Origin of the sequence: Gordonia sp. CNJ-863, assembly GCF_001942325.1 — a bacterium.
Taxonomy (GTDB): domain Bacteria; phylum Actinomycetota; class Actinomycetes; order Mycobacteriales; family Mycobacteriaceae; genus Gordonia; species Gordonia alkanivorans.
This window is the reverse complement of sequence record NZ_MKKG01000088.1, coordinates 23,060-48,372: the sequence shown is the minus strand read 5'-3', so window position 1 is coordinate 48,372 and position 25,313 is coordinate 23,060. Positions and strand designations below refer to the sequence as shown.

The 25,313-nt window shown below is 69.1% G+C and carries 18 protein-coding genes, 1 other RNA gene and 3 pseudogenes; 11 read left to right on the top strand and 11 right to left on the bottom strand.

The features are described from left to right. Positions 1 to 16: 16 nt before the first annotated feature. Together BJF87_RS24000 and glnA are read right to left on the bottom strand one after the other, a co-directional pair. Positions 17 to 3,028, bottom strand: a complete 3,012-nt coding sequence (locus tag BJF87_RS24000; protein WP_075864047.1) for a bifunctional [glutamine synthetase] adenylyltransferase/[glutamine synthetase]-adenylyl-L-tyrosine phosphorylase — start codon at positions 3,026 to 3,028, stop codon at positions 17 to 19. A 66-nt stretch (positions 3,029 to 3,094) separates the two neighbouring features. Further along, positions 3,095 to 4,435 (bottom strand): type I glutamate--ammonia ligase, encoded by a 1,341-nt coding sequence (gene glnA / locus BJF87_RS23995; RefSeq protein ID WP_035752790.1) that lies wholly within the window; start codon positions 4,433 to 4,435, stop codon positions 3,095 to 3,097. Positions 4,436 to 4,762: 327 nt separating this feature from the next. On the opposite strand from glnA, the pseudogene panB reads away from it, so the two are divergent. The 3 genes and pseudogenes from panB (at position 4,763) to BJF87_RS23980 (ending at position 8,215) form a co-directional block, all read left to right on the top strand. Further along, positions 4,763 to 5,610: pseudogene (panB, locus tag BJF87_RS23990) on the top strand (3-methyl-2-oxobutanoate hydroxymethyltransferase). A gap of 78 nt (positions 5,611 to 5,688) precedes the next feature. Then, positions 5,689 to 6,654: a prolyl aminopeptidase gene (gene pip, locus BJF87_RS23985; protein ID WP_035752715.1), complete on the top strand. Its 966-nt coding sequence runs from the start codon at positions 5,689 to 5,691 to the stop codon at positions 6,652 to 6,654. Between the two features lie 69 nt (positions 6,655 to 6,723). Beyond that, a pseudogene (locus BJF87_RS23980) lies at positions 6,724 to 8,215 on the top strand (CHAD domain-containing protein). Between the two features lie 182 nt (positions 8,216 to 8,397). Here the strand turns inward: BJF87_RS23980 and BJF87_RS23975 are convergent. The 6 genes and pseudogenes from BJF87_RS23975 to cobC all read right to left on the bottom strand — a co-directional run bounded on the left by BJF87_RS23975 (position 8,398) and on the right by cobC (position 14,057). Then, positions 8,398 to 9,816 (bottom strand): RNB domain-containing ribonuclease, encoded by a 1,419-nt coding sequence (locus BJF87_RS23975; protein ID WP_075864046.1) that lies wholly within the window; start codon positions 9,814 to 9,816, stop codon positions 8,398 to 8,400. A 56-nt stretch (positions 9,817 to 9,872) separates the two neighbouring features. Further along, positions 9,873 to 10,288: RNase P RNA component class A (gene rnpB, locus BJF87_RS23970), an RNA gene on the bottom strand. A 63-nt stretch (positions 10,289 to 10,351) separates the two neighbouring features. Beyond that, the gene (locus tag BJF87_RS23965) at positions 10,352 to 11,002 is read right to left on the bottom strand and encodes a histidine phosphatase family protein (protein ID WP_075864045.1); all 651 of its coding nucleotides are present in this window, start codon (positions 11,000 to 11,002) and stop codon (positions 10,352 to 10,354) included. Between the two features lie 5 nt (positions 11,003 to 11,007). Next, a complete protein-coding gene (locus BJF87_RS23960; protein ID WP_035752722.1) occupies positions 11,008 to 11,745 on the bottom strand; it encodes a zinc ribbon domain-containing protein in 738 nt (245 codons plus the stop codon). Between the two features lie 102 nt (positions 11,746 to 11,847). Continuing rightward, on the bottom strand, positions 11,848 to 12,987 hold the full coding sequence (locus BJF87_RS23955; RefSeq protein ID WP_006356800.1) for a Nif3-like dinuclear metal center hexameric protein: 1,140 nt from the start codon (positions 12,985 to 12,987) through the stop codon (positions 11,848 to 11,850). Continuing rightward, positions 12,965 to 14,057, bottom strand: a pseudogene (cobC, locus tag BJF87_RS23950) (Rv2231c family pyridoxal phosphate-dependent protein CobC). Before cobC ends, BJF87_RS23955 begins: the two are co-directional and overlap by 23 nt. A 30-nt stretch (positions 14,058 to 14,087) precedes the next feature. Between cobC and BJF87_RS23945 the strand changes: the two are divergent. Continuing rightward, positions 14,088 to 14,774, top strand: a complete 687-nt coding sequence (locus BJF87_RS23945) for an HAD-IA family hydrolase (protein WP_006356798.1) — start codon at positions 14,088 to 14,090, stop codon at positions 14,772 to 14,774. Between the two features lie 53 nt (positions 14,775 to 14,827). After that, positions 14,828 to 15,307 (top strand): low molecular weight protein-tyrosine-phosphatase, encoded by a 480-nt coding sequence (locus BJF87_RS23940; protein WP_040003889.1) that lies wholly within the window; start codon positions 14,828 to 14,830, stop codon positions 15,305 to 15,307. Between the two features lie 28 nt (positions 15,308 to 15,335). On the opposite strand, the gene BJF87_RS23935 is transcribed toward BJF87_RS23940, so the two are convergent. After that, positions 15,336 to 16,340: a putative zinc-binding metallopeptidase gene (locus BJF87_RS23935; RefSeq protein ID WP_006356796.1), complete on the bottom strand. Its 1,005-nt coding sequence runs from the start codon at positions 16,338 to 16,340 to the stop codon at positions 15,336 to 15,338. A gap of 36 nt (positions 16,341 to 16,376) precedes the next feature. Between BJF87_RS23935 and BJF87_RS23930 the strand changes: the two genes are divergently transcribed. Continuing rightward, the gene (locus BJF87_RS23930; RefSeq protein WP_231498957.1) at positions 16,377 to 17,429 is read left to right on the top strand and encodes an SURF1 family protein; all 1,053 of its coding nucleotides are present in this window, start codon (positions 16,377 to 16,379) and stop codon (positions 17,427 to 17,429) included. Here the strand turns inward: BJF87_RS23930 and BJF87_RS23925 are convergent. Then, a complete protein-coding gene (locus tag BJF87_RS23925; RefSeq protein WP_006356794.1) occupies positions 17,407 to 18,384 on the bottom strand; it encodes a cobalamin biosynthesis protein in 978 nt (325 codons plus the stop codon). The genes BJF87_RS23930 and BJF87_RS23925 overlap by 23 nt on opposite strands. Before the next feature lie 40 nt (positions 18,385 to 18,424). Here BJF87_RS23925 and BJF87_RS23920 point away from each other — a divergent pair, with 40 nt between their 5' ends. Both BJF87_RS23920 and BJF87_RS23915 read left to right on the top strand, forming a co-directional pair. Beyond that, complete coding sequence (locus BJF87_RS23920) at positions 18,425 to 19,252, top strand: spermidine synthase (protein WP_006356793.1); 828 nt, start codon at positions 18,425 to 18,427, stop codon at positions 19,250 to 19,252. Positions 19,253 to 19,356: 104 nt separating this feature from the next. Then, positions 19,357 to 21,399 carry a protein kinase domain-containing protein gene (locus BJF87_RS23915; protein ID WP_006356792.1) on the top strand — a complete coding sequence of 681 codons (2,043 nt, stop codon included), beginning with the start codon at positions 19,357 to 19,359 and terminating at the stop codon, positions 21,397 to 21,399. A gap of 68 nt (positions 21,400 to 21,467) precedes the next feature. Here BJF87_RS23915 and BJF87_RS23910 read toward each other — a convergent pair whose 3' ends face one another. Then, positions 21,468 to 22,292, bottom strand: coding sequence for a maleylpyruvate isomerase family mycothiol-dependent enzyme (locus BJF87_RS23910; RefSeq protein WP_006356791.1), 825 nt, complete (start codon positions 22,290 to 22,292; stop codon positions 21,468 to 21,470). Positions 22,293 to 22,448: 156 nt separating this feature from the next. Between BJF87_RS23910 and BJF87_RS23905 the strand changes: the two genes are divergently transcribed. From BJF87_RS23905 to BJF87_RS23895, 3 genes are read left to right on the top strand one after another with little or no spacing between them, the layout of a single operon-like run. Next, positions 22,449 to 23,432 (top strand): YafY family protein, encoded by a 984-nt coding sequence (locus BJF87_RS23905; RefSeq protein ID WP_042377158.1) that lies wholly within the window; start codon positions 22,449 to 22,451, stop codon positions 23,430 to 23,432. Between the two features lie 55 nt (positions 23,433 to 23,487). After that, entirely contained in the window at positions 23,488 to 24,564 is a 1,077-nt protein-coding gene (locus BJF87_RS23900) for an NAD(P)H-binding protein (RefSeq protein WP_075864044.1), read from the top strand. A gap of 40 nt (positions 24,565 to 24,604) precedes the next feature. Beyond that, positions 24,605 to 25,312, top strand: coding sequence for a CPBP family intramembrane glutamic endopeptidase (locus BJF87_RS23895; RefSeq protein WP_042377151.1), 708 nt, complete (start codon positions 24,605 to 24,607; stop codon positions 25,310 to 25,312). The last annotated feature ends 1 nt before the right edge of the window (position 25,313 follow it).

The following is a 25,313-nucleotide window of genomic DNA, read 5'->3' as shown; positions in this document are numbered from 1 at the left end:
CGTACAGCACCGGCGCCTATGCGCCGAAGACCTTGAGCACCACGGCCTTCGCCCGGCGCGTCACCCGCAGGTAGTTCTCCAGGAACTCCGACGCCTGGTCCTGGGGCCAGCCGGCCGCAAACGCGATCTGACGCAGCTGTTTGCCCGGACCCGGCAACTGATCGACGGGCTTGCCCCGCACCAGCACGAGGGCGTTGCGCGCCTTGGTCGCGGTGATCCACGCATTCTTGAGCAGCGCCACATCGTTCTCCGACAACAACTCCGCGGCACCGATCGCATCGAGCGACTCGAGGGTCGAGGTGTTGTGGAGACTGCGGTAGCGGTGGGCGTAGCGCAGCTGCAGCAACTGCACGGTCCACTCGATGTCGGCGAGACCGCCACGGCCCAGCTTCGTATGGGTCGCCGGATCGGCTCCACGCGGCAGTCGTTCGGCGTCGACGCGGGCCTTGATGCGCCGGATCTCCTTGACGGCCTCGTTGCTGACCCCCCCGGCCGGATACCGCACGTGATCGATCATGAGCAGGAAGTCGATACCCAGCGCCTCGTCGCCGGCGACCTGATGTGCCCGCAACAGCGCCTGCACCTCCCACGGCTGAGCCCATTGCGCGTAGTACGCCGAGTAGGCGGCCAGGGTTCGCACGACCGGGCCGTTCCGTCCCTCGGGACGCAAGCCGGTGTCGACCTCGAGCGGCGGGTCGGCGCTGGGGCTGCCGAGCGCCGAGCGGACCGACTCGGCAATGGTCTGCGACCATCGGACCGCCTCGGATTCGTCGGCGTCGCGGTTCGGCTGACACACGAACAGGACGTCGGCGTCCGAGCCGTAACCGAGTTCGCCGCCGCCCAGCCGGCCCATGCCGATCACCGCGATCCGAGCCGGCGCGGGCTTTCCGCGCTCTCGTTCGGAGATGTCGACCGCAACGGTGAGCGCTGCGTTGAGGACCGCGGCCCAGACACTCGACAGCGCCTTGCACACGGTCGGCACGTCCATCAGACCGAGCACGTCGGCCGACGCGACCCGGACGAGTTCGGCACGACGGTGCGAACGCGCCACGGCGACAGCACGTTTCATGTCCTCTTGGCGCACGGTAGAGGCGATGAGCCCCTTGGCCACGTCCTCGGGCCGGATGGCGCACAGTTTCGGTCCGTCGGGACCGTCGGAATACTGGTGGATCACCTCGGGCGAGCGCATCAGCATGTTCGCGATGAACTCGGAGGTGCCGAGCACCTTCATCAGCCGTTCGGCGACCACTCCGTCGTCGCGGAGCAGACGCAGGAACCAGTCCTTGTCCTCGAGCGCCTCGCACAGCCGCCGGTAGTTGAGCAGACCGGCGTCGGGATCCGGTGTGTCACCGATGTGTTCGAGCAGCTGCGGCAGGATGAGCAGCTGGATCTGGCCGCGACGCCCGGGTGCGTTCGACAGCGCCCGGATGTGACTGAGCGCGCGGTCGGGCATGGCGTAACCCAATGCGGCCAGACGCCTCTCGGCCGACTCGTCGCTCAGGGTCAACTCGTCGGGCCGGAAACGGGTGACCGCCTCCAGCAGCGGACGGTAGAACAACTTCTGGTGCAACCGTCGGACGCGGAGGGTCTGGTGCTTGATCTGTTCGCGCAGAACACCGGTCGCGTCGAGCTCGCCCTCACGTCGGATGTGGGCCGCGCGCGCGAGCCAGCGCAGACCCTCGGTGTCGTCGGGCTTCGGGAGGAGGTGCGTCCGCTTCATCTTCTGCAGCTGCAACCGATGCTCGAGCAGTCGCAGGAACTGGTACGACGCACTGAGATTCGCACCGTCGTCGCGCCCGACGTAACCGCCCGCGGTCAGCGCCGCGAGCGCGTCGACCGTCGGCATGACGCGAAGGTTCTCGTCGACACGACCGTGCACCATCTGCAGCAGCTGCACCGCGAACTCGACGTCACGCAGACTGCCCTGCCCCAGTTTGAGATTGCGTTCGCGCTCCCCCTCCGGCACGAGCGACTCCACGCGGCGGCGCATCTTCTGCACCTCGGGCACGAAGTCGGGGCGCTCGGCGGCCTTCCACACCATCGGCTTGACCGCCGCGATGTACTCGTTCGCGAGTTGCATGTCACCGGTCATCGCGCGCGCCTTGAGGAGCGCCTGGAACTCCCAGGTCTTGGCCCACCGCTCGTAGTACGCGACATGGGATTCGAGGGTGCGGGTCAGGGCGCCCGACTTGCCCTCCGGACGCAGCGCGGCGTCGACCTCGAAGAACGCCAGCGAACCGACCCGCATCATCTCGCCGGCGATGCGCGAGGAGATGCCGTCGGCGGGGTCGCTGACGAAGATGACGTCCACGTCGCTCACGTAGTTCAGCTCGCGCGCACCGCATTTGCCCATCGCGATGACGGCGATCCGCACCGGGATCGGATCGTCGCCGCACACCTCGGCGATGGCCACGGCCAGTGCCGCGGTGAGCGCGGCGTCGGCGAGATCGGACAGCTGGGCACCGACCTCCGGCAGCCACATCACCGGCTCGTCCTCGACCGTGGAGGCGACGTCGTGCGCGGCGAGCTGCAGGATCAGGTTGCGGTATGCGAGCCGGAGCGCGACGACGGACTTGGGTCCGGTGAGCTTCGCGCGGTAGAGACGATTGCCCTTCTCGACCTCGCCCGGCTCGGCCTCGGCGCCGACGGACTCGAGCATCCGGCGGTCGACCTCGGCACGGTCGGGTAGCTCGTCGGCGACCAGCAGACGCCAGCTCGCCGGTTCGGCGATGAGATGATCGGCGAGGGCGTCGGAAGACCCGATGACACCGAAGAGGCGACCTCGGAACGATCGGTTGGTCCGCAGCGCCGCGTCGATCTCCGACCACTCGTCCTCGACCACCCCGCGCAGCCGGACGAGCGTGCGGAGCGCGAGGTCGGCGTCGGGTGCCCGCGACAACGCCCACAGCACGTCGACGGACTCGGGCGTGTTCCAGCCGAGTTCGGCGAGATTCTGCGGCGCGGTGGTGTCGAGCAGACCCAACCGTCCTGCACTGGGTACCGCGCTGCGTCCCGGTCGTCGTGTCACTTCACAAAAATAGCGGCTTCACCACCGAAGACGACATCGCGGTCCCGAACGACAGGGCCCGGGCCCTTACAGCGGCAGGTAGTTCTTCAGCTCGTAGGGGGTGACCATGCTGCGGTAGCCCGTCCACTCGGCCCACTTGTTGCGCAGGAAGTAGTCGAAGACGTGCTCGCCGAGGGCTTCCGCGACCAGCTCCGAGTTCTCCATCTTGGTGAGCGCTTCGGCCAGGCTGCCGGGCAGTTCCTGGTACCCCATCGCGCGGCGCTCGGCCGGCGTGAGGGCCCAGACGTCGTCCTCGGCCTCGTCGGGGAGTTCGTAACCCTCCTCGATGCCCTTCAGGCCGGCGGCCAGCAGGACCGCGAAGGTCAGGTACGGGTTGCAGGCCGAGTCCGGGCTGCGCACCTCGATGCGTCGCGACGACGCCTTGTTCGGCGTGTACAGCGGCAACCGGATGAGTGCGGACCGGTTGGCACCGCCCCAGGTCGCGGCGGTCGGGGCCTCGCCACCGTGGATGAGGCGTTTGTAGCTGTTGACCCACTGGTTGGTGACGGCACTGATCTCCGACGCGTGGTGCAGGATGCCGGCGATGAACTTCTTACCGGTGGCCGACAACTGCATCGGGTCGTCGGGATTGTGGAACGCGTTGATGTCGCCCTCGAACAGGCTCATGTGCGTGTGCATCGCCGAACCGGGATGCTCGCTGAACGGCTTGGGCATGAAGGTGGCCCACACGCCCTCGTTGATGGCCACCTCCTTGATGAGGTAGCGGAAGGTCATCACGTTGTCGGCCATCGACAGCGCGTCGGCGTAGCGGAGGTCGATCTCCTGCTGGCCCGGGGCGCCCTCGTGGTGGGAGAACTCGACCGAGATGCCCATCGACTCGAGGGCCTCGATGGCGTGACGGCGGAAGTTGGGTGCGGCGTCGTGGACGGCCTGGTCGAAGTAGCCGCCGGTGTCGGCCGGGGTCGGCACCGAACCGTCGAGCGGCGAGTCCTTGAGGAGGAAGAACTCGATCTCGGGGTGCACGTAGCAGCTGAAGCCGAGATCGGCGGCCTTGTTCAGCTGGCGACGCAGCACGTGGCGCGAGTCGGCCCAGCTCGGGGTGCCGTCGGGCATCGCGATGTCGCAGAACATGCGGGCCGAGTGGTGACGGCCGGCCGAGGTGGTCCACGGCAGGATCTGGAAGGTCGACGGGTCGGGCTTGGCGACGGTGTCCGCCTCCGACACACGGGAGAAGCCCTCGATGGCCGAGCCGTCGAAGCCGATGCCCTCGGAGAAGGCACCCTCGAGTTCAGCCGGCGCGATCGCCACGGACTTCAGATAACCGAGTACGTCGGTGAACCACAGTCGGACGAAACGGATGTCGCGCTCTTCGAGGGTCCGCAGCACGAATTCCTTTTGGCGATCCATGGTCGCCGACATTAGAAGTCGGCTGTTAAATCCGTGTTACACGCATAACACCAACTCGCTGTCCTGCGCGTTTGCCGAGGCCATCCCATCATATGAGACGCAAGACAGCCGGGATGGGATGCCTCCGAACAGCCAGGATGCTTCCGAACCGCGACAACCTCCGCACATCGGGCAGACTCCACCTCCAGTTCGATGTGATCAATTGCATATCCTGCGACGGTTACATCACATATCTGCGGTGACACAATGGCGCTTGTCCGTGTTCAACCCGGGTACCCGCCGCGCCCCTCCGGGCCAGCCGGGACTCGAGGCAGAAAAGAGACAACGATGTCCGAATCCTCGGTCTATGGTGCATCCACCTCCACCACCGACGCTCCCAAGCGCCGTGTGACCCGCGTCCATCACCTCGCCCAGATGAAGTCCGAGGGCGAAAGGTGGTCGATGCTCACCGCCTACGACTACTCGACCGCACGCATCTTCGACGCCGCCGGAATCCCGGTGCTGCTCGTCGGTGACTCGGCGGCCAACGTCGTCCTCGGGTACGACACCACCATCCCGGTGAGCGTCGAGAGATGATCCCGCTGATCCGCGCCGTCGTGCGCGGCGCCCCGCACGCCCTCGTCGTCGCCGACATGCCCTTCGGCAGCTACGAGATCGGGCCGCAGCACGCCCTCGAGAACGCCATCCGGATCTTCAAGGAGACCGGCGCGCACGCGGTCAAGCTCGAGGGTGGCGAGCGCGTCGCCCCGCAGATCGCGGCTCTCACCGCCGCCGGTATCCCCGTCATGGCGCACATCGGGTTCACCCCGCAGAGCGTCAACGGCCTCGGCGGCTTCCGCGTCCAGGGTCGTGGAGACGGCGCCGACCAGCTCATCGCCGACGCCATCGCGGTCCAGGAGGCCGGCGCCTTCTCGGTCGTCATGGAGATGGTCCCCGCCGAGCTGGCCGGTCAGATCACCCGCAAGCTGACGATCCCGACCGTCGGCATCGGTGCCGGCAACGAGACCGACGCCCAGGTGCTCGTCTGGCAGGACATGGCCGGCCTCACCCACGGCAAGACGGCGAAGTTCGTCAAGCGGTTCGCCGACGTGGGCTCCGAATTGCGTTCGGCCGCCGAGCAGTACGCCGACGAGGTCCGTCGCGGCGTCTTCCCCGGCCCCGAGCACAGCTACTGACCGACGATCCGTAGAAGTTGTGGACGCCATATCCCCACAACTTCTACGGAATCCCGGTTGCGCCTAGGCTCGGTGACCATGCGTGACTTCTACCCGGAGATCGAGCCCTACGATTCCGGTCACCTCGATGTGGGTGACGGCCAGCAGATCTACTGGGAGACGTCGGGAAATCCCGACGGGAAGCCCGTGGTCTTCGTCCACGGCGGCCCCGGCGGTGGCACGTCACCGGCCCAGCGACGCTTTTTCGATCCCGCGAAGTACCGGATCGTGCTGTTCGATCAGCGCGGTTGCGGACAGTCCCGGCCGCATATCGCCGACGGCGCGGACCTGAGTGTCAACACCACGCCGCATCTCATCGCCGACATGGAGAAGCTCCGAACCCATCTCGGCATCGACCGCTGGCAGGTCTTCGGCGGCTCCTGGGGTTCGACGCTGGGTCTCGCCTATGCGCAGGCGCATCCCGACCGGGTCACCGAACTGGTGCTGCGCGGGATCTTCCTGCTGCGTCGCTGCGAGATCGACTGGTACTACAACGGCGGCGCGTCGCACATCTTCCCCGACGTGTGGGAGACCTACCTCGAGCCGATCCCGGCGAACGAGCGCGACGGCGACCTGGTCGCCGCCTACCACCGGCTGCTGACCTCCGACGACCGCGACGTCGCCCGTGCCGCGGCCCGCGCGTGGACCGGCTGGGAACAAGCCACCAGCTACCTGCTCCCCCGTCCCGAGGAGGAGTCGGGACAGAATCCTGACGAAGCGCACCGCTTCGATCTCGCCTTCGCGTCGATCGAGAACCACTACTTCGTCAACCACGGCTTCCTCGACGACGGCCAGCTGCTCGACAACATCGACGCCATCGCGCACATCCCCGGCGTCATCGTCCAGGGACGCTACGATGTCGTCTGCCCGATGCGCAGCGCCTGGGACCTCCATCGGGCCTGGCCGGCCGCCGATCTGCGCATCGTCGACGACGCCGGGCACGCCTCCTTCGAGACCGGCATCCGGCACCACCTGCTGGAGGCGACCGACCGCTTCGCCGAATGAGGCGTCGCCGGACCCGGGGTCACTAGACTCGAGTCAGCTGCACCGTGTCGTCGGCGTCAGGAGGATCAGGTGGCCGCATCCGAGCAGGTCGAGGTGGAACTCAAGTTCGACGTGGACCCCGGCCACATGGCCCCGGACCTGCGGGCGCTCCCCGGAGTCGTGTCCGCGACCGAACCCGAGACGTTCTCGCTCGACGCCACCTATTTCGACACCGAGAACCTCGATCTCGCCGGCAACAGGATCACCATGCGACGCCGCACCGGCGGCACCGATCAGGGCTGGCATCTCAAGCGCCCCACCGACATCCCCGGCGCGCGTCGCGAACTCCAGATCGGCTTCGACGAGGCGCCCGCCGACGGTGACGTCCCCGAGGCCCTGGTGACGCCGGTCCTCGCACTGACCCGCTGCCGCAGGCTCACCCCCGTCGCCGTCATCTCCACCACGCGCACGGTGACGCGCCTGCTCGGCGTCGACGACGAGCCGCTCGCCGAACTCGCCGAGGACCTGGTGACCGCGCAGTCGTTGCTGCCGGGCGGCATTCCCAGCAGTGGGCGGAGTGGGAGTTCGAACTCCTCTCCGGCGGCACCACCAAGCTGCTCAAGGCCGCCGACAAGGTCCTGCGCGCCGGGGGCGCCCGACCGGCGTCGAGTGCTTCGAAGTTGGCTCGTGCCATCGGTTCGACGCCGACCGTCCACAAACCCCGACTGTCGAAGCGCCCCACCGCGCTCGAGCTCGTCATCACCGACATCGCCCTGCACCGCAACAGCCTGATCGCCTACGACCCGCTCGTGCGGGAGGACGCCGACGACGCGGTGCATCAGATGCGGGTGTCCTGCCGCCGACTCCGCAGCGTGCTGTCCGGCTACCCCACGGTGCTCGACGCCGAGCGCACCGCCCACGTCGGCGCCGAACTCAAGCTCCTCGCCCGGATTCTCGGTGACGCACGGGATTCCGAGGTGCAGCTCGAACTCGACAAGTCCCTGCTCCGCGGCGAGAACGCCTCCGCGGAACTGCTCGCCGCGCTCGCCGGCGCCGAGACCCAGATCCATGATCGGGCGATCCGCGCCGCGCACGCCGCGATGTCGTCGAAGCGCTACTTCGCCCTCCTCGACTCCGTCGACGCCCTCATCGCCTCTCCCCCGCCCGGACCCGACGCCGAACTCCCCGCGACCGTCGTCGTCGACAAGGCGGTCGCCAAGAGCCGCAAGCACATCCGCAAGGCACAGGCCGATCTCGCCGACCTCACCGAGGGCTCGGCCGAGTGGCAGGAGCAACTGCACAAGATCCGCAAACGCGCAAAGCGGTTGCGCTACAGCATCGATGCGACGGAGCCGCTCAACAAGAAGAAGTACCGCGAGGTCGGCGCGGTCGCCAAGAAGATCCAGTCCGCCCTCGGCGACTTCAACGACATCCGCATCAACCGCGACCACCTCGCGACCATCGTCGCCGACGGGAAGCTCGGTGCCGCCGACATGTTCATCGTCGGTCGCTCGACGCCCGCCTCGAAGCCGATGCCTACCGCGCCGTCGCCGAGTACCGCAAGGCCGCCAAGGACCTCTGACCCGCCCCGCCCCCGCTGCCTGAGGTGCGAGGAGCGCAAGCGACGAGCCACGATGGCCTGGTGAGATCACCTCCCGCGCAAGCATTTTTCTCCCGCGGGACTGATTACTTCCCGCTTATTGGCTAGCACCCGCGGGAGGGAAACGGTCACGCGCGCGGTAAACGCTCCCGCGGGAAGTGTGGCTACGCGGGTCGGAACCCCACCGTCCGCGTGACCTCGTCCGCGGCCGCCAGTTCGACCTCGAGCCGGGTCCCCGGACGCAGGTCACCCTCGCAGCCCGCGACGACCGGCGGGTCGGCGATGAACACCTGGGCGGGTTTGCGTTCGGTGGCCGCCGACATCACCACTGCGTCAAAGCGTTCGCCGACGCGGTCGGCGAGGATGACGGCCTCGGCGAGATCGATGCCGGCCCGGTCGGCGGTCGCGCCGAGGGTGTCGGCGGAGCGCAGGATCTTGGGCAGGGTCGGCAGGGCGCGCATCACCCAGTCGGGTACCTCCCGGCCCGCGGTGACCGCGAGGCACACCTCGGTCGCGAACCGGTCGCCGAGGCGGCGCAGCGGCGCGGTGACGTGGGCGTAGAGACCGGCGATGGCGGCGTGCTGCTTCTTGTCATCCGGGATGGCACGCGCCTCGTCGGAACCGTCGAGCGCGAGATAGTTGGCGCCCCGCATCAGACCGCTCGCGGCCGACTGGATGGCGAGCGTGCTCGGCCGGTCGCCGGGCAGGCCCGCCAGGAATCGACCCACCGCCAAGCCGTCCGGCCATTCGACGCCGAGCGCTTTCGCGGCGGCGCGCAGATCCTCGACCGCTTCGGGATCGGCGGGCGGCAGCGTCCGCAGCAGTCCGATGCCCGCCTCGGCCATGATCGTGCCCGCGCACATCCCGGCGAGCAGCGAGAGCTGGGAGTTCCACATGTCGGCCGGGGTATGGGGTTCGAGGTCCAGCCGCCAGCCCGCCTCGGTGCGGGACACCTGCTGGTCCGGCAGATCGAGTTCGACGGCCCCGCGATCCATCGCGACGCTCTGCCGCAGCTCACCGAACGCCGGCAACGCCGCGATCGACGGATGCAGTCGGCCGGCCGCGGCGTCGGCGCTGACCCCCGCGTAGTCGAAGCGGGCGACGGACCGAATCCGCGAGCGCCGCACCTGGACATCGGCGACCGTCCCGTCCCCCGAGACCCGGATCGTCCAGAGCACGCAGGGCCGAACTTGTTCGGGCAGAAGTGATCCGCTGCCCTCCGACAGTTCGCGCGGATGCAGCGGTACCGAGCCGTCCGGGAAGTACACGGTGGACCCGCGGCGTCGGCTCTCCTGATCGAGTGCGCCTTCGGGGATCACCAGGGCCGCGACGTCGGCGATGGCGTAGTCGACGATGAACCCGTCACCGTCGGCGGCGAGATGGACGGCCTGGTCGAGATCGCGCGACGTCGGCGGGTCGATGGTGACGAACGGGACGCCGGTGTGGTCCTCGCGCGCATCCGCGAAGCGGTCGACGGAGTCGCGCGCCTCGGCCAGCGCGTCGTCGCCGTAGGACTCGTCCACCCCGAGCTGATCGCGGATACCGGCGAAGTCGATGTCAGGGGCGAAGAGGAAGCGCGTCACGTCTCGAACCCTAGCGCGCGTGAACGCGACCTATCCGGGAGCGCGATACCCGGAGGCGAACGAGTCGGCGCGTAAGCCGGATCCTGTGCCCGCGAGGTCTCTCGACCGTCGCGGGCGGCGACCATCCATCTGGGCACACCGTCGCCGGGTACCTCGAGCGGCCCACCCGCGGGCTGGGGCGAGCAGCCCTCGTAACGCCCGCGCACACGCACCGTGAGGTGCGTGCTTCGGCCTTGCTCCGGGTGGGGTTTGCCGAGCCGACGCGGTCACCCGCGCCGCTGGTGCGCTCTTACCGCACCGTTTCACCCTTACCGACCTTGCGGCCGGCGGTCTGTTCTCTGTGGCACTGTCCCGCGGGTCACCCCGGGTTGCCGTTAGCAACCACCCTGCTCTGTGGAGTCCGGACTTTCCTCGGTGCGCGGCGTGACGGTCTTCCGCCCGTTCCGCTCACCGCGGCCGCCCGGCCGACTCGTTCGCGGAACCCAGGGTACGGCAGGCCGTGCGACCGCCGATCATCCGACGGCGTCAAGGGCCGTCAGTGCCAGTGCACGGCGTCGTTGACCAGACGCACGACGGAACCACCGTCGGGGAAGAACTCGGCGATCGAGACCGACGCCAGGTCGAGGTGGAGGCGGAACAACAGCTCCGGCCCGACGCCCAGCGCTTCACGCAGCATCAGCTTGATCGGGGTGACGTGCGAGACGAGCACGACCGTCTGCCCCGGATACTGCTGCAGCAGATCGTCTTTCGTCTCCGCGACCCGCTCGGCGACCTGCGCGAAGCTCTCGCCACCGGGTGCGGGCACGGTGATGTCCGACAGCCATTCCCGGTGGATCTCCGGATGCCGTTCCGACGCTTCGACGAACGTCAGGCCCTCCCACTCGCCGAAGTCGTTCTCGATGAGTCCGGGATGTTCGACGACGTCGACGCCGGTCACCGCGGCGACCTCGTCGGCGGTGGCGCGGGCGCGGCTCAGCGGCGAGGTCACGATCGCGGAGATGTGCTTCTCGCGGACGACCCGCTGGGCTGCCGCGCGGGCCTGGCGCAGACCTTCCGCGGTCAGCTCGGGGTTACCGCGTCCGGAGTACCGACGATCCACCGACAACGCCGTCTGGCCGTGGCGCAGCAGGATGAACCGGGTCGGCGAACTCCGCTGCCCCTGCCAGGACGGCGACCTCTCGCCCACAGTTGTCAGATCCCCGATTCGGCGGTCCGCACGAGGATCGCGCCGCATTCCTCGCAGCGGATGACCTCGTCGGACAGCGCCGCGCTGATCGACGCGATCGTGCCCCGGTCGAGCTCCATCCGGCAGGCACCGCAGCGTCGTGCTCGCAGGAGTCCCGCGCCGATACGGCCGTTGGCGCGCTGCTTGTCGTAGACGGCCAGCAGGTCGGCGTCGATCTCCCCGGCGAGCGTGTCCCGCTTCTCGCGGGCGCGCGTCATGTCCTCTTCGATGGTCGCGAGCGACTCATCGCGGCGAACCCGAGCGTCGGCGACCTTCTCCTCGAGATGCGAGATCGTCGCGGCGGCGCGGTCGCGCTCGGCCTCGACGGCCTCCTGCTGCTCCATGAGCGTCAGCAGTTCGTCCTCGAAGACCGCACGACGGCGTCCGAGTCCCGCGAGTTCGTGCTGCAGCTCCGACAGCGCCTTGGGCGCGAGCCCACCGGCGGCGAGCTGCTTGGAGTCCTTGGCCTCACGGTTGGCCATCCCGGTCACCTCGGACTCGATGCGGCGGTATTCGCGGCTCAGGTCCTCGGCGGAGATCTCCGCGCGCACCAGATCGTCACGGGCAGCGTCGATCGCCTTCTCCTGCTCGGCGATCTCGGCGTTCTCGGGCAAGTTCTTGCGGCGATGCTCGAGTCGGTTGATCTCGGCATCGGAGTCCGCGAGATCGAGCAACAGTCGCTGCACTCCGGCGTCGACTTTCATTGCGGCCTCCTCTCTCTGAAGTTCTGAAGTCCCCCTACCGTACGCGGCTGGCCCCGGCGTCCCGGCGGGCGGATGGCCTTTGGTCAGGCGGCCCTCCGGGCGTCACCCGAAGCTGTGCAATCCGAACGGGTCGGTCGGCGTGTCGTACACCACCACGGGCACGTCGCAGTCCTTGCGGACCAGCTCCGCAACCTGCGCGCACCAGGGGAATTCGGTGGCCCAGTGTCCGGCGTCGACGAGGGCCGGCCCACCGTCGCGCAGACTCTCGTCGGCAGGATGGTGTCGGAGGTCGCCGGTCACATAGACGTCGACGCCGAGCCCGCGCACGCGCCCGAGCAGCGAATCCCCCGCCCCACCGCAGACCGCGACCGTGCGCACCGGTGCATCCGGATCGCCGGCCGCCCGGATTCCCGACGGCGCACCCAGTGCGCGTGCGACGACCGCGGTGAAGTCACGCAGCGTCATCGGCTCGGGCAGCGAACCGACCCGACCCAGACCCAGGCCGCTGCCGAGGTCGGCGAGCTCGAAGACGTCGAACGCCGGTTCCTCGTACGGGTGGGCGTTGCGCAGCGCCCGGAGCACCGACCCACGGATGGACCGGTCGGCGACCATCTCCACCCGCGCCTCGTCGACGTGGGTGCGGGTGCCGATCTCGCCGATCGTCGGCGTCGCGTCCTCCTGTGCCTCGAACTGGCCGGTGCCCACGACCGTCCACGAGCAGTCGCGGTAGTCGCCGATCGCACCGGCGCCGGCGGCGAACATCGCCTCACTGACCTGTTCGACGTTGCCCTCGGGCACCATCACCACCCATTTGTCGAGCGGCGCCGCGGATTTCGGTTCGATGGGCACGGTGTCGACGAGGCCGAGCAGGTCGGCGAGTGCGTCGGAGACACCCGGTCGTGCACTGTCGGCGTTGGTGTGGGCCGACAGCAGCGCGATGCCGTTGCGGATCAGGCGGTGCACGATGCGGCCCTTGGGGGTGTCGGCGGCCACCGACGTGACCCCGCGCATCAGCAGCGGGTGATGGGCGATCACCAGGTCCGCCTTCTCTGCGACGGCCGCGTCGACGACGGCGTCGGTCACGTCGACGCACGCCAGGACCCGACGCACCGGTTCGGCACGGTCGCCGCACACCAGCCCCACGGCGTCCCAGGACTCGGCGAGTGCCGGCGGATACGCACGTTCGACGGCGTCGACCACGTCTCCGACGGTGATCCCCTCAGACGTCGACACGGTTCCCATCCCTCATCTCCTCTCGTACCTGCTCGATCGCCGCGGTCAGCGCGCGGACCTGCTCGACCGGACGTACCGCGAGCCGCAGATGGTCGTCGCCGAGTCCGACGAAGTTGGCGCAACTGCGCACCGCGAACCCGTGGTCGACGAGACGCCGTTTGACCTCCGTGGCCCTCGGCACCTCGACGAGCACGAATGGTGCGGCCGGTTCCGCCACGACGACGAGCCCGATCCGGGTCAGTTCGTCGACCATCTCGGCGCGCTCGGCCGCGACCCGGCGGGCCTGCTCCGCGCAGTAAAGGAAGCCCGCCTCGCCGAGGCACGCCGTCAGCGCGGTCAGCGCGGGTGTGGACAGCGCCCAGGGCCGCCGCCCGGCCCGCAGCCGCGCGAGGATCTCCGGCGCGGCGAGCAGGTATCCGGCGCGCAGCCCTGCCAGGCCGAAAGTCTTTGTCACGCTGCGGATCACGATGAGGTCCGGCCAGTCGGCCGATGCCAGCGACTGTGGTTCGAGTTCCCCGTCCGCGCCGAGTGTGAGATCAGCGAAGGCCTCGTCGACGACGATGATGCGTCCCGGACGCCGCAACGCCGCGATCGACTCCCGAGGGTGCAGCACCGACGCGGGTTGGTGGGGTTGCCCAGGATCACCAGGTCGGCGGTGTCGGGCACCTCCGCCCCGGACAACCGCCACGGCTCGTCGAGTGTCACCTGCGTGATGGGCACCCCCGCGGCACGCAGTGCGATCTCCGGTTCGGTGAACGACGGCTGGATGAGCGCGGCATGACGCACGTCGAGTCGCGGCAGCATCTCGAAGCCGTCGGCCGCGCCGGACAGCAGCAGCACATCGTCGGGTGAGCGACCGTGGGTGGCCGCGATGGCGTCGACCGCGCGCCGCTCGTCATCGAGGCCCGGATACCGGGCCAGGTCACCGAGACCGCGCGTGATGGCGTCGAGGACGAAAGGCGGTGGCGTGCCACGGACATTGACGGCGAAGTCCACGAGCCGGGTGCCGCATCCCGATCGCCGTGCCGATCCGGATCGGACAGGTCGGATGAAGATGCGACGCCATACCCAGCTGTCATGTCTGTTGACCTTACGTGCACGATGGACGCGTGTTGACGCCGCCAGATCCCCGCCATCCCGACACCGTGCTGCTCTTCGACCTCGACGGCACGATCACCGACAGCTTCGCGGGTATCGCCAACAGCTTCCGGCACGCCCTCGCCGCCGTCGACGCGCCCGAGCCCGATCCGCAGGTCGTCGCGGGCATCGTCGGGCCGCCGATGATCGACACCCTCAACCAACTGGGCCTCGCGCCCGAGGTCGCCGACGAGGCCATGCGCGCCTACCGCGAGCGCTACACCGAGATCGGCTGGCGGGAGAACGCGGTCTACGACGGGATGCCCGACGTCCTGGCCGATCTCTCCGCGTCGGGGCGCACGATGGCGGTCGCGACGTCGAAGAACCAGACCACCGCGCGCAGGATCCTCGAACACTTCGGTCTCGCCGACCACTTCGAGTACATCGCCGGTGCCAGCGACGACGGCACGCGTCGCCACAAGGCCGACGTCGTCGCACATGCGGTCGCCGAACTGGGACTTCCCGTCGACGCCGACACCGGGCACGTCACCGCGCCGGTCGTGATGATCGGCGATCGCAGCCACGATGTGCACGGCGCCGCGGCCTTCGGGATCTCTGCGGTCCTGGTCAGATGGGGTTATTCTCTGCACGGGGAGGAACAGGACGCGGCCTGGGCGGTTGAGTCCACAGCCGAATTGCGCGGCGTCCTGGGTATGTGACCGACGCCCTGGACCACCGAGCGCGTCGGCACGTCGAGCTGAGGTGGACACCAGTGGCAGAAGAACTACACATCTGTTTCGTGTGCACGGGCAACATCTGCCGGTCGCCGATGGCGCAGAACATCTTCCGGACCGCCCTGGACGACGCGGGACTGGGCGGCAAGGTGCGCGTCACCAGTTGCGGGATCGCGGGCTTCCACGTCGGCGAACCGGCCGACAACCGTGCCCGCACCGAATTGCTGGCCCACGGTTACTCCGACGCCCACGTGGCGGCGCTGCTCGGTCCCGAACACTTCGACGCGGATCTCTTCCTGGCGATGGACGACGGCCACGTGCGGGAACTCGAGCGCAAGCGGCTCGGCGACCGGACCCGACTGCTGCGGTCGTTCGATCCGTCGGCACCCGCCGACGACCTCGCCCTACTCGACCCCTACTACGGCGGCAACGACGACTTCGTCGCCACCCGCGAACAGATCGAGAGCGCCGTCCCCGGCCTGATCGACTGGGTGCGCATTCAGCTGGGCGTGGCCTGACGACCACGCCCAGCCCACCGGACTGGCCTCAGCCGACCGGTGCCACCAGGTTGTGCACGAAGCGGATCTTCTCGAGCACCGGCGCCGGCAGCACGAACGGGTAGAGGTCCGGGTGGCCCATCGACCGGTTGATCTGGTTGAGCGCCCACGTCAGCGGGAGCCACTCGTCGATGATGCGGTCGAATCCCACGTCGCCGGGCGGCACGCTGTCCAGCGTCGTACCCGACGGCGCCATCGCGAACGCGGCGGCGGTGTCGAGGGTGTCCCGGATGTGCAGGTAGTGCGCGAAGGTCTCGGCGAAGTCCTCGGCGGGGTGCATCGTGGCGTAGGAGGAGACGTAGTTCTTCCGCCACCCCTCGGGCGCACCCTCCTTGTAGTGCCGGTCGAGTGCGGCCTGATAGTCGTCGTCTGGGTTGCCGAACAGCTCCTCGAACTGCGGACGACGGTTGTCGGTGATCAGGACCAGCTGGTAGTAGTGACCGATCTCGTGCCGGAAGTGTCCGAGGACCGTCCGATACGGCTCGTCGAGTTCGACGCGCATCTGCTCGCGATGGACATCGTCGCCCTCGGCGAGGTCGAGGGTGATGACGCCGCTGGCGTGTCCGGTGATGACGTTCCGTTGCGCGCTGGACAGCAGGTCGAAGGCAAGACCCGTAGTGGGATTCTCGTCACGATTCTCGATCGGCAGCCCGAGCTCGGTGAGTTCGAGGACGAGACGCCGCTTCGCGGTCTCGGCCTGGCCGAACACCACCAGCGCCTCGGGATCGTCGTCGCCGGGACGCGTGCGTGTCAGCTCGCACGATTGGCAGAGCTCCGGGTTGCCGGTCCACTTCACCAGCCAGTTGCATTGCGCGACCTTGGTGTTCACGCATCGTTCGAGGAGCACACCGTCGACCTCGGCGCGTCCCTTGTCGTCGAGGACTTGAATGGAGCGGGACTCGAGCCAGAACCCGAGGGGGCTCTGGCAGTTCAGGCACAGGCTGTTCTCGAAGGAAAGCCGCTGGCCGCAGTTCAGACAGATGAAGTCACGCATTAGATCACGCTACAGGTGCTGAGTAACCTGGGCATCGTGCATGTGCTGCGAACGATCCTGCGTCCCGGGTGGATTGCCCTCGGCGTCGTCGTCGTGGCGTTCGCCGTGGCCTGCTTCACCATGCTTGCGCCGTGGCAGCTGGGGAAGAACTCCGACACCGAACGCCGCAACGATCTGATCCGTACCGCGACCTCTCTCGAGACCGTGCCGCTGGCCGAGGTGGCGCCCTCGTCGACCCTCGACCCGTCGGCCGAGTGGCGCGGGGTCGAGGTGACCGGACGCTACCTGCAGGACCAGCAGGCCCTGGTGCGGCTGCGCAACATCCAGGAACGGCCGGCCGTGGTGGTCCTGACGCCGTTCGCGGTGACCGGTTCGGATCGCGTGCTCCTGATCAACCGCGGTTTCGTCCGCCCGGTGGAGGGCGGTGTGCCCGACATCCCGGCGCCGCCTGCCGGTGAACAGACCATCGAAGGAAGAATCCGCGCGGCGGAGAGCGTCAGCGCCGACCGTGGCTCCCGCGCCGACAACGGTGTGCTGACGGTCCCGTCGATCAATCCGGGTCTCGTCGGGACCGCGACCGGCACACCGATGGACGACTTCTACCTGCAGCTGTCCCCGGACCAGCCGGGCTCCCTGGGCGAGATCCCGCTGCCCCAGCTCGACACCGGCCCCTACCTCTCGTACGGGTTGCAGTGGCTCGCGTTCGGGATCATGGCGCCGCTCGGCGTGCTGTACTTCCTGATCGCCGAGATCCGGTCACGCCGCCGCGCCGCCGCCGCGAAGGCAGCTCCCGCGGCGGAAACCACCGGCGGGACCGGTGACGTCGCCGACGCGGAGACCGCTTCTCGTCCCGCGGGCACCGCACCCGATGCACAGCCGAGTACGGCTGCCTCCCGCGCCGAACGCCGTCGACAGATGCGTGAGGAACTGCGCGCCGCGAGCGGCACCACGGTGGTCCACAACGTCGGACGCATCGGTCACGGTCCCGTTGCCGAGGACACGGTCGGTGACGTCCGCGATGCGACGCCCGACCCCCGCAGTCAGGACGGCGACGTGCGGGACAAGCTCAGCCGGCGCTACGGCGGCTGACCGCGACCCGGAGCAGACAACCCGCCACGCACGCGGCCACCGTCGCCCGTTGGACCCGCCGCGACACTGTGACCGCGGCGCGTAGATCGGCCGGCTTCGGTGCCGGCCCGGAACCCAGCGTCGGCCGTTGTTCGACGCCGTGCGGGTACACCGTCCGACCCCCGAGCTGCACCCCCAGGGCTCCCGCGAACGCAGCTTCGACGACCCCGGCGTTCGGACTGGGATGCGCGTGGCTGTCACGACGCCACGCTTCGGCGGCACGCCTGGGTGCCCCGGAGACCAGGACGATCAATACGCCCGCGAGTCGTGCCGGGAGGATGTTGGCCGCGTCGTCGAGTCGCGCGGCCGCCCAGCCGAAGTCGCGATAGCGCTCGTTGCGGTACCCGACCATCGCGTCGAGGGTGTTGACCGCGCGGTACCCGAGGATTCCGGGAACGCCCGCGACCGCACCCCAGAACAACGGACCGACGGTCGCGTCGGAGGTGTTCTCGGCGATCGATTCGAGCGCCGCCCGACAGATCCCGGCCTCGTCGAGTGACATCGGATCACGGCCGCACAGACTCGGGATCAGGGCCCGCGCCGCGTCGATGTCGTCGGACTCGAGGGCGTCGGCGACCGCATCGCCCACCCGGCACAACGAGGTCCCGCCCAGCGCGATCCAGGTCGACGCAGCCGTCAGCGCCACCGATGCCGGCGCACGACGCCCGGCCGATGCCGCGACTGCCGCGCCCACGACGCCGCCCGCGGCCACCGCGACCAGACCGGCACCGGCAGCCCGCGAATCGCGGTACATGCGGTGTTCGAGCACAGATGTGAGCCGTCCGAAACCCGCGACCGGGTGCCCCGTCGACGGGTCCCCCAGGGCCTCGTCGAGGAGGAAGCCGACGACGAGTCCGGCTGCGGTCGACAGGGCTCGTCGTGCGGATCGGTTTCGCTGCTCACGGGTCAGGGGCACCGCGCGATGGTATCGACTGCGCTCGTGCCAGACTCGACCCGTGGCCAGGTCATCCGCGGAACCGACCCCGGGTCGGCACGTCATCGACACCGGTGTCGCCGAACTCGCGCGCGACACCATCGCCGGCGGTTGGCTGCTGACCGTCAACGGTGCGCACAGTTCGCACATCGATCCCGACGACCCGACCGTGCTCGACTTCGAGTACCTGCGCCAGATGGCGGCCGTCATCGCCGAACGCCATCCCGCCTCGGACCGGTTGCGCGTCCTCCATCTCGGCGGAGCGGCCTGCGCGCTCGCCCGTTACCTCGACCATCAGTACCCCGATACCCGGCAGGTGGCGGTCGAGGTCGACGGCGAGCTGGCCCGCCTGGTGCGTGAGTGGTTCGATCTCCCCCGCGCCCCCAAGCTGCGGATCCGGGTCGGCGACGCGCGGGAGGTCGTCACCTCACTGCAGCCGGGCACGCGCGAGGTGATCGTGCGCGACGCCTTCGCCGGCGACCGTACGCCCGCGCATCTGACGACCCGTGAGTTCACCTCCGCCGTCCACGACGTGCTCGTGCCGGGCGGGCTGTACCTCGCGAACTGCGGCGACAGCCGGGATCTGGCGGGCGCGCGCGCCGAGGCCGCCACCGTCGCGTCGGTCTTCGACCATCTGCTGCTCATCGCCGACGCCGCGATGTTCAAAGGTCGGCGCACCGGAAACATCGTGATCGTCGGCAGCGACGCCCCGCTCGACGCGTCGGCGACGCTGGTGCGCACTCTCCTCAGCGATCCGCTACCTGCGCAGGTCCTCTCCGGCGCCAAGGCCCGCGACTTCGCGCGCGGCCCGGGCCTGGCCGACTCCGACATCGCGGCGGACCGGCCGTGATCGTCGCCGGTCCCGCGTCCGGTCGATGTACGAACACGCCCGGCAGTCGTTAGGGTGGTTTCGACCGCCGGCCGAGATCTGACGATCGCAGAACCGAGGATGACGTGACCGATCCATCGTCGAGAGCGGGCACCACGCTGGGCCCGTACCGCATCGACAGACTCCTCGGCCGCGGCGGTATGGGCGAGGTCTACGAGGCCTACGACACCGGCAAGGAACGACGCGTCGCCCTGAAGGTTCTCCCGCCACATCTGGTGCACGACAACGATTTCCGCGAACGGTTCGAGCGCGAGTCGAAGACCGCGGCGAAACTGTCCGATCCGCACGTCATCCCGATCCACGACTGGGGCGAGAAGGACGGCGTCCTGTTCATCGACATGCGCCTCGTCGACGGTCAGGATCTGCGCAAGGTGCTCGACTCCGGTCCCCTCGCGCCGGACCGGGCGGTTCGCATCCTGGGCCAGGTCGCGGCAGCGCTCGACGCCGCGCACCGCGACGGCCTCGTCCACCGCGACATCAAACCCGACAACATCCTCGTCGACGCCGACGACTTCGCCTACCTCGTGGACTTCGGTATCGCGCAGGGCGCCACCGACAGTCGCCTGACACAGGTGGGGACCGCACTCGGCACGCTGGCCTACATGGCGCCGGAGCGGTTCGGCGACGAGCCCGCGGGCCCGGGTTCGGACAACTACGCCCTCGCCTGCGTGCTCTACGAGTGCGTCACCGGCCAGACCCCGTTCCCGGCGAAAACCGACCAGGGACTGATGACCGCGCACATCACCAAGCCACCCCCTCAGACAGGCGGCCTCCTCGACCCGGTGATCGCACGCGGTCTCGCCAAAGACCCCGCGCAGCGTTTTCGGAGCGCGCGCGAACTCATCCAGGCGGCCTCCGACGCGCTGTCGGGCAGTCCGTCGGCGTCGGCAACCCGATCGCAGACGCCTCCGGCCGAGCAGGCCCCGCCGACGGTCGTGCCCCAGCCCATTCCACCAGCGGGCCCGACCCCGCGGCCCCACACCCCGCGTCCGCCGCAGTCACAACCGCCGGCTGCCCACCCGACGCCGGGCGGCTCCATGGCATCCGACCCGACGATGGTTCGCGGTCTGAATTCGGGCCCCAACGTCCACGGGCCGCAGCACTCTCCCGGTTCGGCCGGTGGATATGGTCCTCCCCCTGGACCTTTCGGGCCGCAAGGATTCTCAGGTCCCCAATTCCATTCGGGGCCTTCCCCTTCGGGGCCACAGTCGTTCTCGGGGCCGCAGTCGCACTCCGGTCCCCAGTCGTTCTCGGGCCCCCAGTCGTTCTCGGGACCCCAGTCGTTCTCGGGACCCCAGTCGCTGTCCGGACCCAACCAGTGGGGCGGCACCCCGACCCCACCTCCCCGCAAGTCGAAGACCGGCCGCAACATCGCCATTGCCATCGGGGTCGGCGTGGTGGTGATCGCCCTCGCGGTCACGGGCATCGTCGTCGCGCTGTCGGGCGGTGGCGACGATCCGCCGGAACCGGGCACCTCGTCGCAGGCGATGCCCGCGGGCACCGTCGCGTGCGACTACCCGACGCGCACGGTCGTCGGCGGCATCACCCAACCTGCACCGGCGTCGACCCAGCCGAACACCGGCACCGTGGACGCACAGATCCCGATCGCCGCGCAGGGCACCATCACCATGACCCTCAACCGGGCCGAGGCACCGTGCAACGTCGGCGCGATGGTCGCGCTGATCAGGTCCGGGTTCTACGACGGCAGCAAGTGCCATCGCGCATCGGCGAAGTACCTGATCTGCGGGTCTTCGGGCGGCAAGGAGGGCACCAACCCCGGTTGGACCAGCCCCGACGAACTCCCCGAGGGCCTACCGTCGGCCGGCACCGACACCAACGGCATCCCGCAGGTCACCTACCCGCGCGGCACCGTCGGCATCCTCGATCTCCCCGACGACGAGGGCGCCACCGGATCGACGACGTTCTTCATGCTCGCCGACGACACCGACCTCCCGCTCACCTACTCGATCGTCGGCACCATGGACGCGTCCGGGCTGGCGGTCCTGGACAAGATCGTCGCGGGCGGCTTCACACCGACCAAACCCGGCGCCCAGTCAGGACCGCCGAACCAGAACCTGCTGATCCAGAAGGCGACGGTCGGCGAGTAGCCGAATCGCAGAGTGCGTCCTGGGTACCGTTTCCCGACACTCAGCCCGCACTCTCCCCTTGCTGAGGGTCAGATCACGTAGTTCATCCGGTTGAGGATCGCGTTCCCCAGCGCGGCGTCGCCATCGATCTCCACCGCGTCCGGGCTGGCGTCCCGACGCCCACCGGCGCAGCGGGCGAGGTTCGCGGCGTCGATGCGCAGACGGACATCGGCCGACGCGTCGCCGCCGTCGAACTCCTCCACCAGAGACGCGCGGTCACCGACGTCGATCCGAACCGTTCGCGCGGTCAGCCCGGTGATGTCGAAGAGCACCTTGCTGCCCTTGGGCGCGTCGGCGCGCTTGCCGACGACGAACGGCAGTGACGCGCCGATCTCGTCCAGCGCCAACGACGCGGGGACGGGGTCGGTGACGGCGGAACCGTCGGTGCCGTCACGCAGGTCGATCTCGTGCGTCCAGCAGTCGAAGATGCGGATGCGCATGAAGCGTCCGTAGGTGTCGGCGCCGGCCGGCGTCATCGACGGGGCGTCGAACTGCTCCTGTGTCATCGCCCGCAGTGCCGCGGTGCGAACCGTGATGATCTCGTCGAGCGCGGCGAGCACCTCGGCGCGCGGCTTCGGCCGGTAGTGGTCGACCCACTTCTCGTTGAGCTCGCCGATCGGGTTGCGCACGTGGTCGAGTGCACTCACCGTGCGGGTGGCTTCCACGTCGCGGCCGTCGAGCATGCTCTCGGTGCCGATGATGTGCGCGACGATGTCGGCGTTGGTCCATCCGGGCAGCACCGATGCCGCCGACCACTGCTCGTCGGTGAGTGCGGCGGCGACGTCGGCGATCGCGGCCCACTGGGCGATCAGGCCTTCGGTGACCTCGGCGAGCGGCAGAATGGTCGTCGGCATGGATGCTCCTTGCGGTCGTGCGCCCGGCGGGACCCGGACCGCACCAACCTTATCGGGGTCGGTGAGCGGGGCAGCCGCATTGACGCACCGCGACAAGCCGCCCCGTTCTGCCAAACGAGGACCGAATCTGTCCGCATCGTGCGGCAGGATGTCTTCATGTTGGAAACCTCGGCCCGGTTGCTCGCCCTGCTGTCGCTGCTGCAGACGCGGCGGGAATGGTCGGGCAAGGAGCTCGCGGAACGCCTCGACATCACGACCCGCACGGTGCGACGCGACATCGACAAGCTCCGCGAGCTCGGTTACCCCGTCGACGCGAATGTCGGTGCGCGCGGCGGGTATCGGCTCGGGGCCGGCGCGGAGATGCCGCCCCTGCTCCTCGACGATCAAGAGGTTCTCGCCGTCGCGCTGGGACTCGACGCGGTGACGACGGGCGCGGTCGCCGACATGGCCGAGGCCTCGGCCGGGGCGCTCGCGAAACTGCGCCAGGTCATGCCGTCACGGCTCCAGCACCGCCTCGATGCACTGCGGATCGAGGCCATCCCGCGGGAAGCGCCGTCGAGCGCGGTCCCCGCCGAGCGCCTCACCGACATCGCCACGGCCTGCCACCGCAACGAGCGCCTGCGATTCGATTACCGGCGCAACGACGGCGAGGAGAGCCGACGCGAGGTCGAGCCGTTTCGTCTGGTGCGCAACGGCAATCGCTGGTACCTCGTCGGCTTCGATCTCGCCCGCGACGCCTGGCGTTCCTTCCGCGTCGACCGCATGGAACCGAAGATCCCCACCGGTCCCCGATTCACCCCGCGCGAGCCGCCGGAGGGCGGCGCGGCAGGCTTCGTCGCCCGTGGTCTCGGTGCCGTGCAGCAGCAGGCGACCGCGCGGGTCCGCGTTCACCTGCCGCTCGACGAGGTCGCGCCGATGATCCACCACTATTGGGGTGCCCTGGAATCCGGCGGCGAGAACAGTTGCGAGGTGACCGTCTACAGCACCTCCCTGACGTCGATCGCACGCTGGATGCACGCCTTCGGAGCTGACTTCACCGTCATCGAACCCGACGAACTGCGCGTCGAGCTGGGCGCCGTCGCGGAGTATCACGACCAGGTCGCCGACCGTTATCGACGCGCGATGTCCGCCCGGCCCTGACCGCGCTGACCTGCTGTTCCGACCGGATCGTCGATTCTTCTCTACGGTCGGAGGCATGAGGTTACTCATCACGGGGGCGACCGGGTACGTGGGATCCCGGCTCGTATGCGCATTGCTGAGGCAGGGTCACGAGGTCGTGGTCACGTCCAGGGACACCCGCAAGCTGGACCGATTCGGTTGGTCGTCGGACGTCACCAAGGTGGCCATGGACGCCGACGACCCGATCTCGGTCAAGAAGGCGATGACCGACGCCGGGCACCTCGACGCGATCTACTACCTGGTCCACGCGATCGGACAGGCGGACTTCGCCAGCGGTGATCGCGACGCGGCACGCAACGTCGCCGAGGCCGCACGCGATGCCGGCGTCGGCCGGATCATCTATCTCGGCGGCTTCGTCCCGGGCGACGCCAAGCTGTCGTCGCACCTGCAGAGCCGCGCCGACGTCGCCGAGGGGCTCGTCATCGAGGACGGCCCGGAACTGGTCTGGCTTCGTGCGGCGGTCATCATCGGCGCCGGCTCGACGTCGTTCGAGATCATCCGCTACATGGCCGACCGCTTACCGGTGATCCCCGAACCTGCCTGGATCACCAACGAGATGGACCCGATCTCGATCCGCGACGCCATCCACTACCTGGTCGCAGCCTGCGAATCCTCGCTCCCTCCAGGTGAATACGACATCTCGGGACCCGACCACGCCCGCTACATCTCGATCCTGCACGAGTACATCTCCGCGGTCCGCTTCCCGCGGTTGCGGCTCCCGGTATTCGGGGTCAGCACCCGCCTCGCCGGACGACTCGGCGGCATGTTCGTGCCGGTCCCGGCGTCGCTCACCGAGGAACTGGTGACGTCGCTGGACCATTCGATGACGGCATCGGAGCACAGCATCCGCGAACTGGTGCCGCCGCCCGAGGGCGGTCTGACACCGATGCGCGACGCCGTGCGCGCGTCCGTCGAATCGCCGTATCCCCGGTCCGTCTGCGATCTGCACGACCTGCACCACCTCGCCGACACCGACCCCGCGTGGGCCGGCGGCGACTGGCTGCGCGTCAAACGCAGCATCGGTGGGACGATCGGTGGCACGCTGCGGGTGTCGGCGAAGATCGCCGGAGCTCTTCTGCCGACCCGTCCGTGAATGACCCGTGTCCGTTGACGACCGACCTAGGTGGTGACGACTGCTGGTGACTGCACTGGCGCGCGACCTCTACAACTCCATAGCCGCGGATCGTGATCCCGATCCCGGTTCCCACTACGTCCGACGCCGCTGGCTCGTCGGTGTCTTCCTCGTCATCGGGGCCATCGTGCTCGGCGTCTCGTTGCGCGTGGAGCCGGGCGACACCGCGTTCTATCCGCTGACGGTCGCCTTGGCGGCGGTGTGGACCGTCGGGGCGCTCACCTCGGGCAAGCTGCGGCTCGGCGCCTACAGCCCGACGGCGTCCCGTCCGCCGGATCGTCTCGGGGCGGTGGGGTTGGGCGTCGTCGTCGGCCTCGCGGTCGGTGCGGCCTTCGTCGTCGGCGGCCTGCTCGTCCGGATGATCCCCGGGGTCAGCGACCTGGCGAACAAGGTGCTCGCCTTCGCCGACTACGGCAGCCTCGCCATCGTCACCTTGATCACCGTGGTCAACGGCCTCGCGGAAGAGCTGTTCTTCCGCGGCTCGGTCTACTCGGCGGCGCGCCCCCACAACCCGGTCCTGGTGTCGACGGTCATCTACGTGCTCGTCACCATGGCCAGCGGCAACGTGATGCTCGGCTTCGCCGGCGCCGTCCTGGGTACCGTCTGCGCGATCCTGCGGCGCAGCACCGCCGGGGTCCTCGCGCCCGCGATCACCCACGTCATCTGGGGCGCGATCATGGTACTTGCCCTTCCGCCGATCTTCGCCTGAG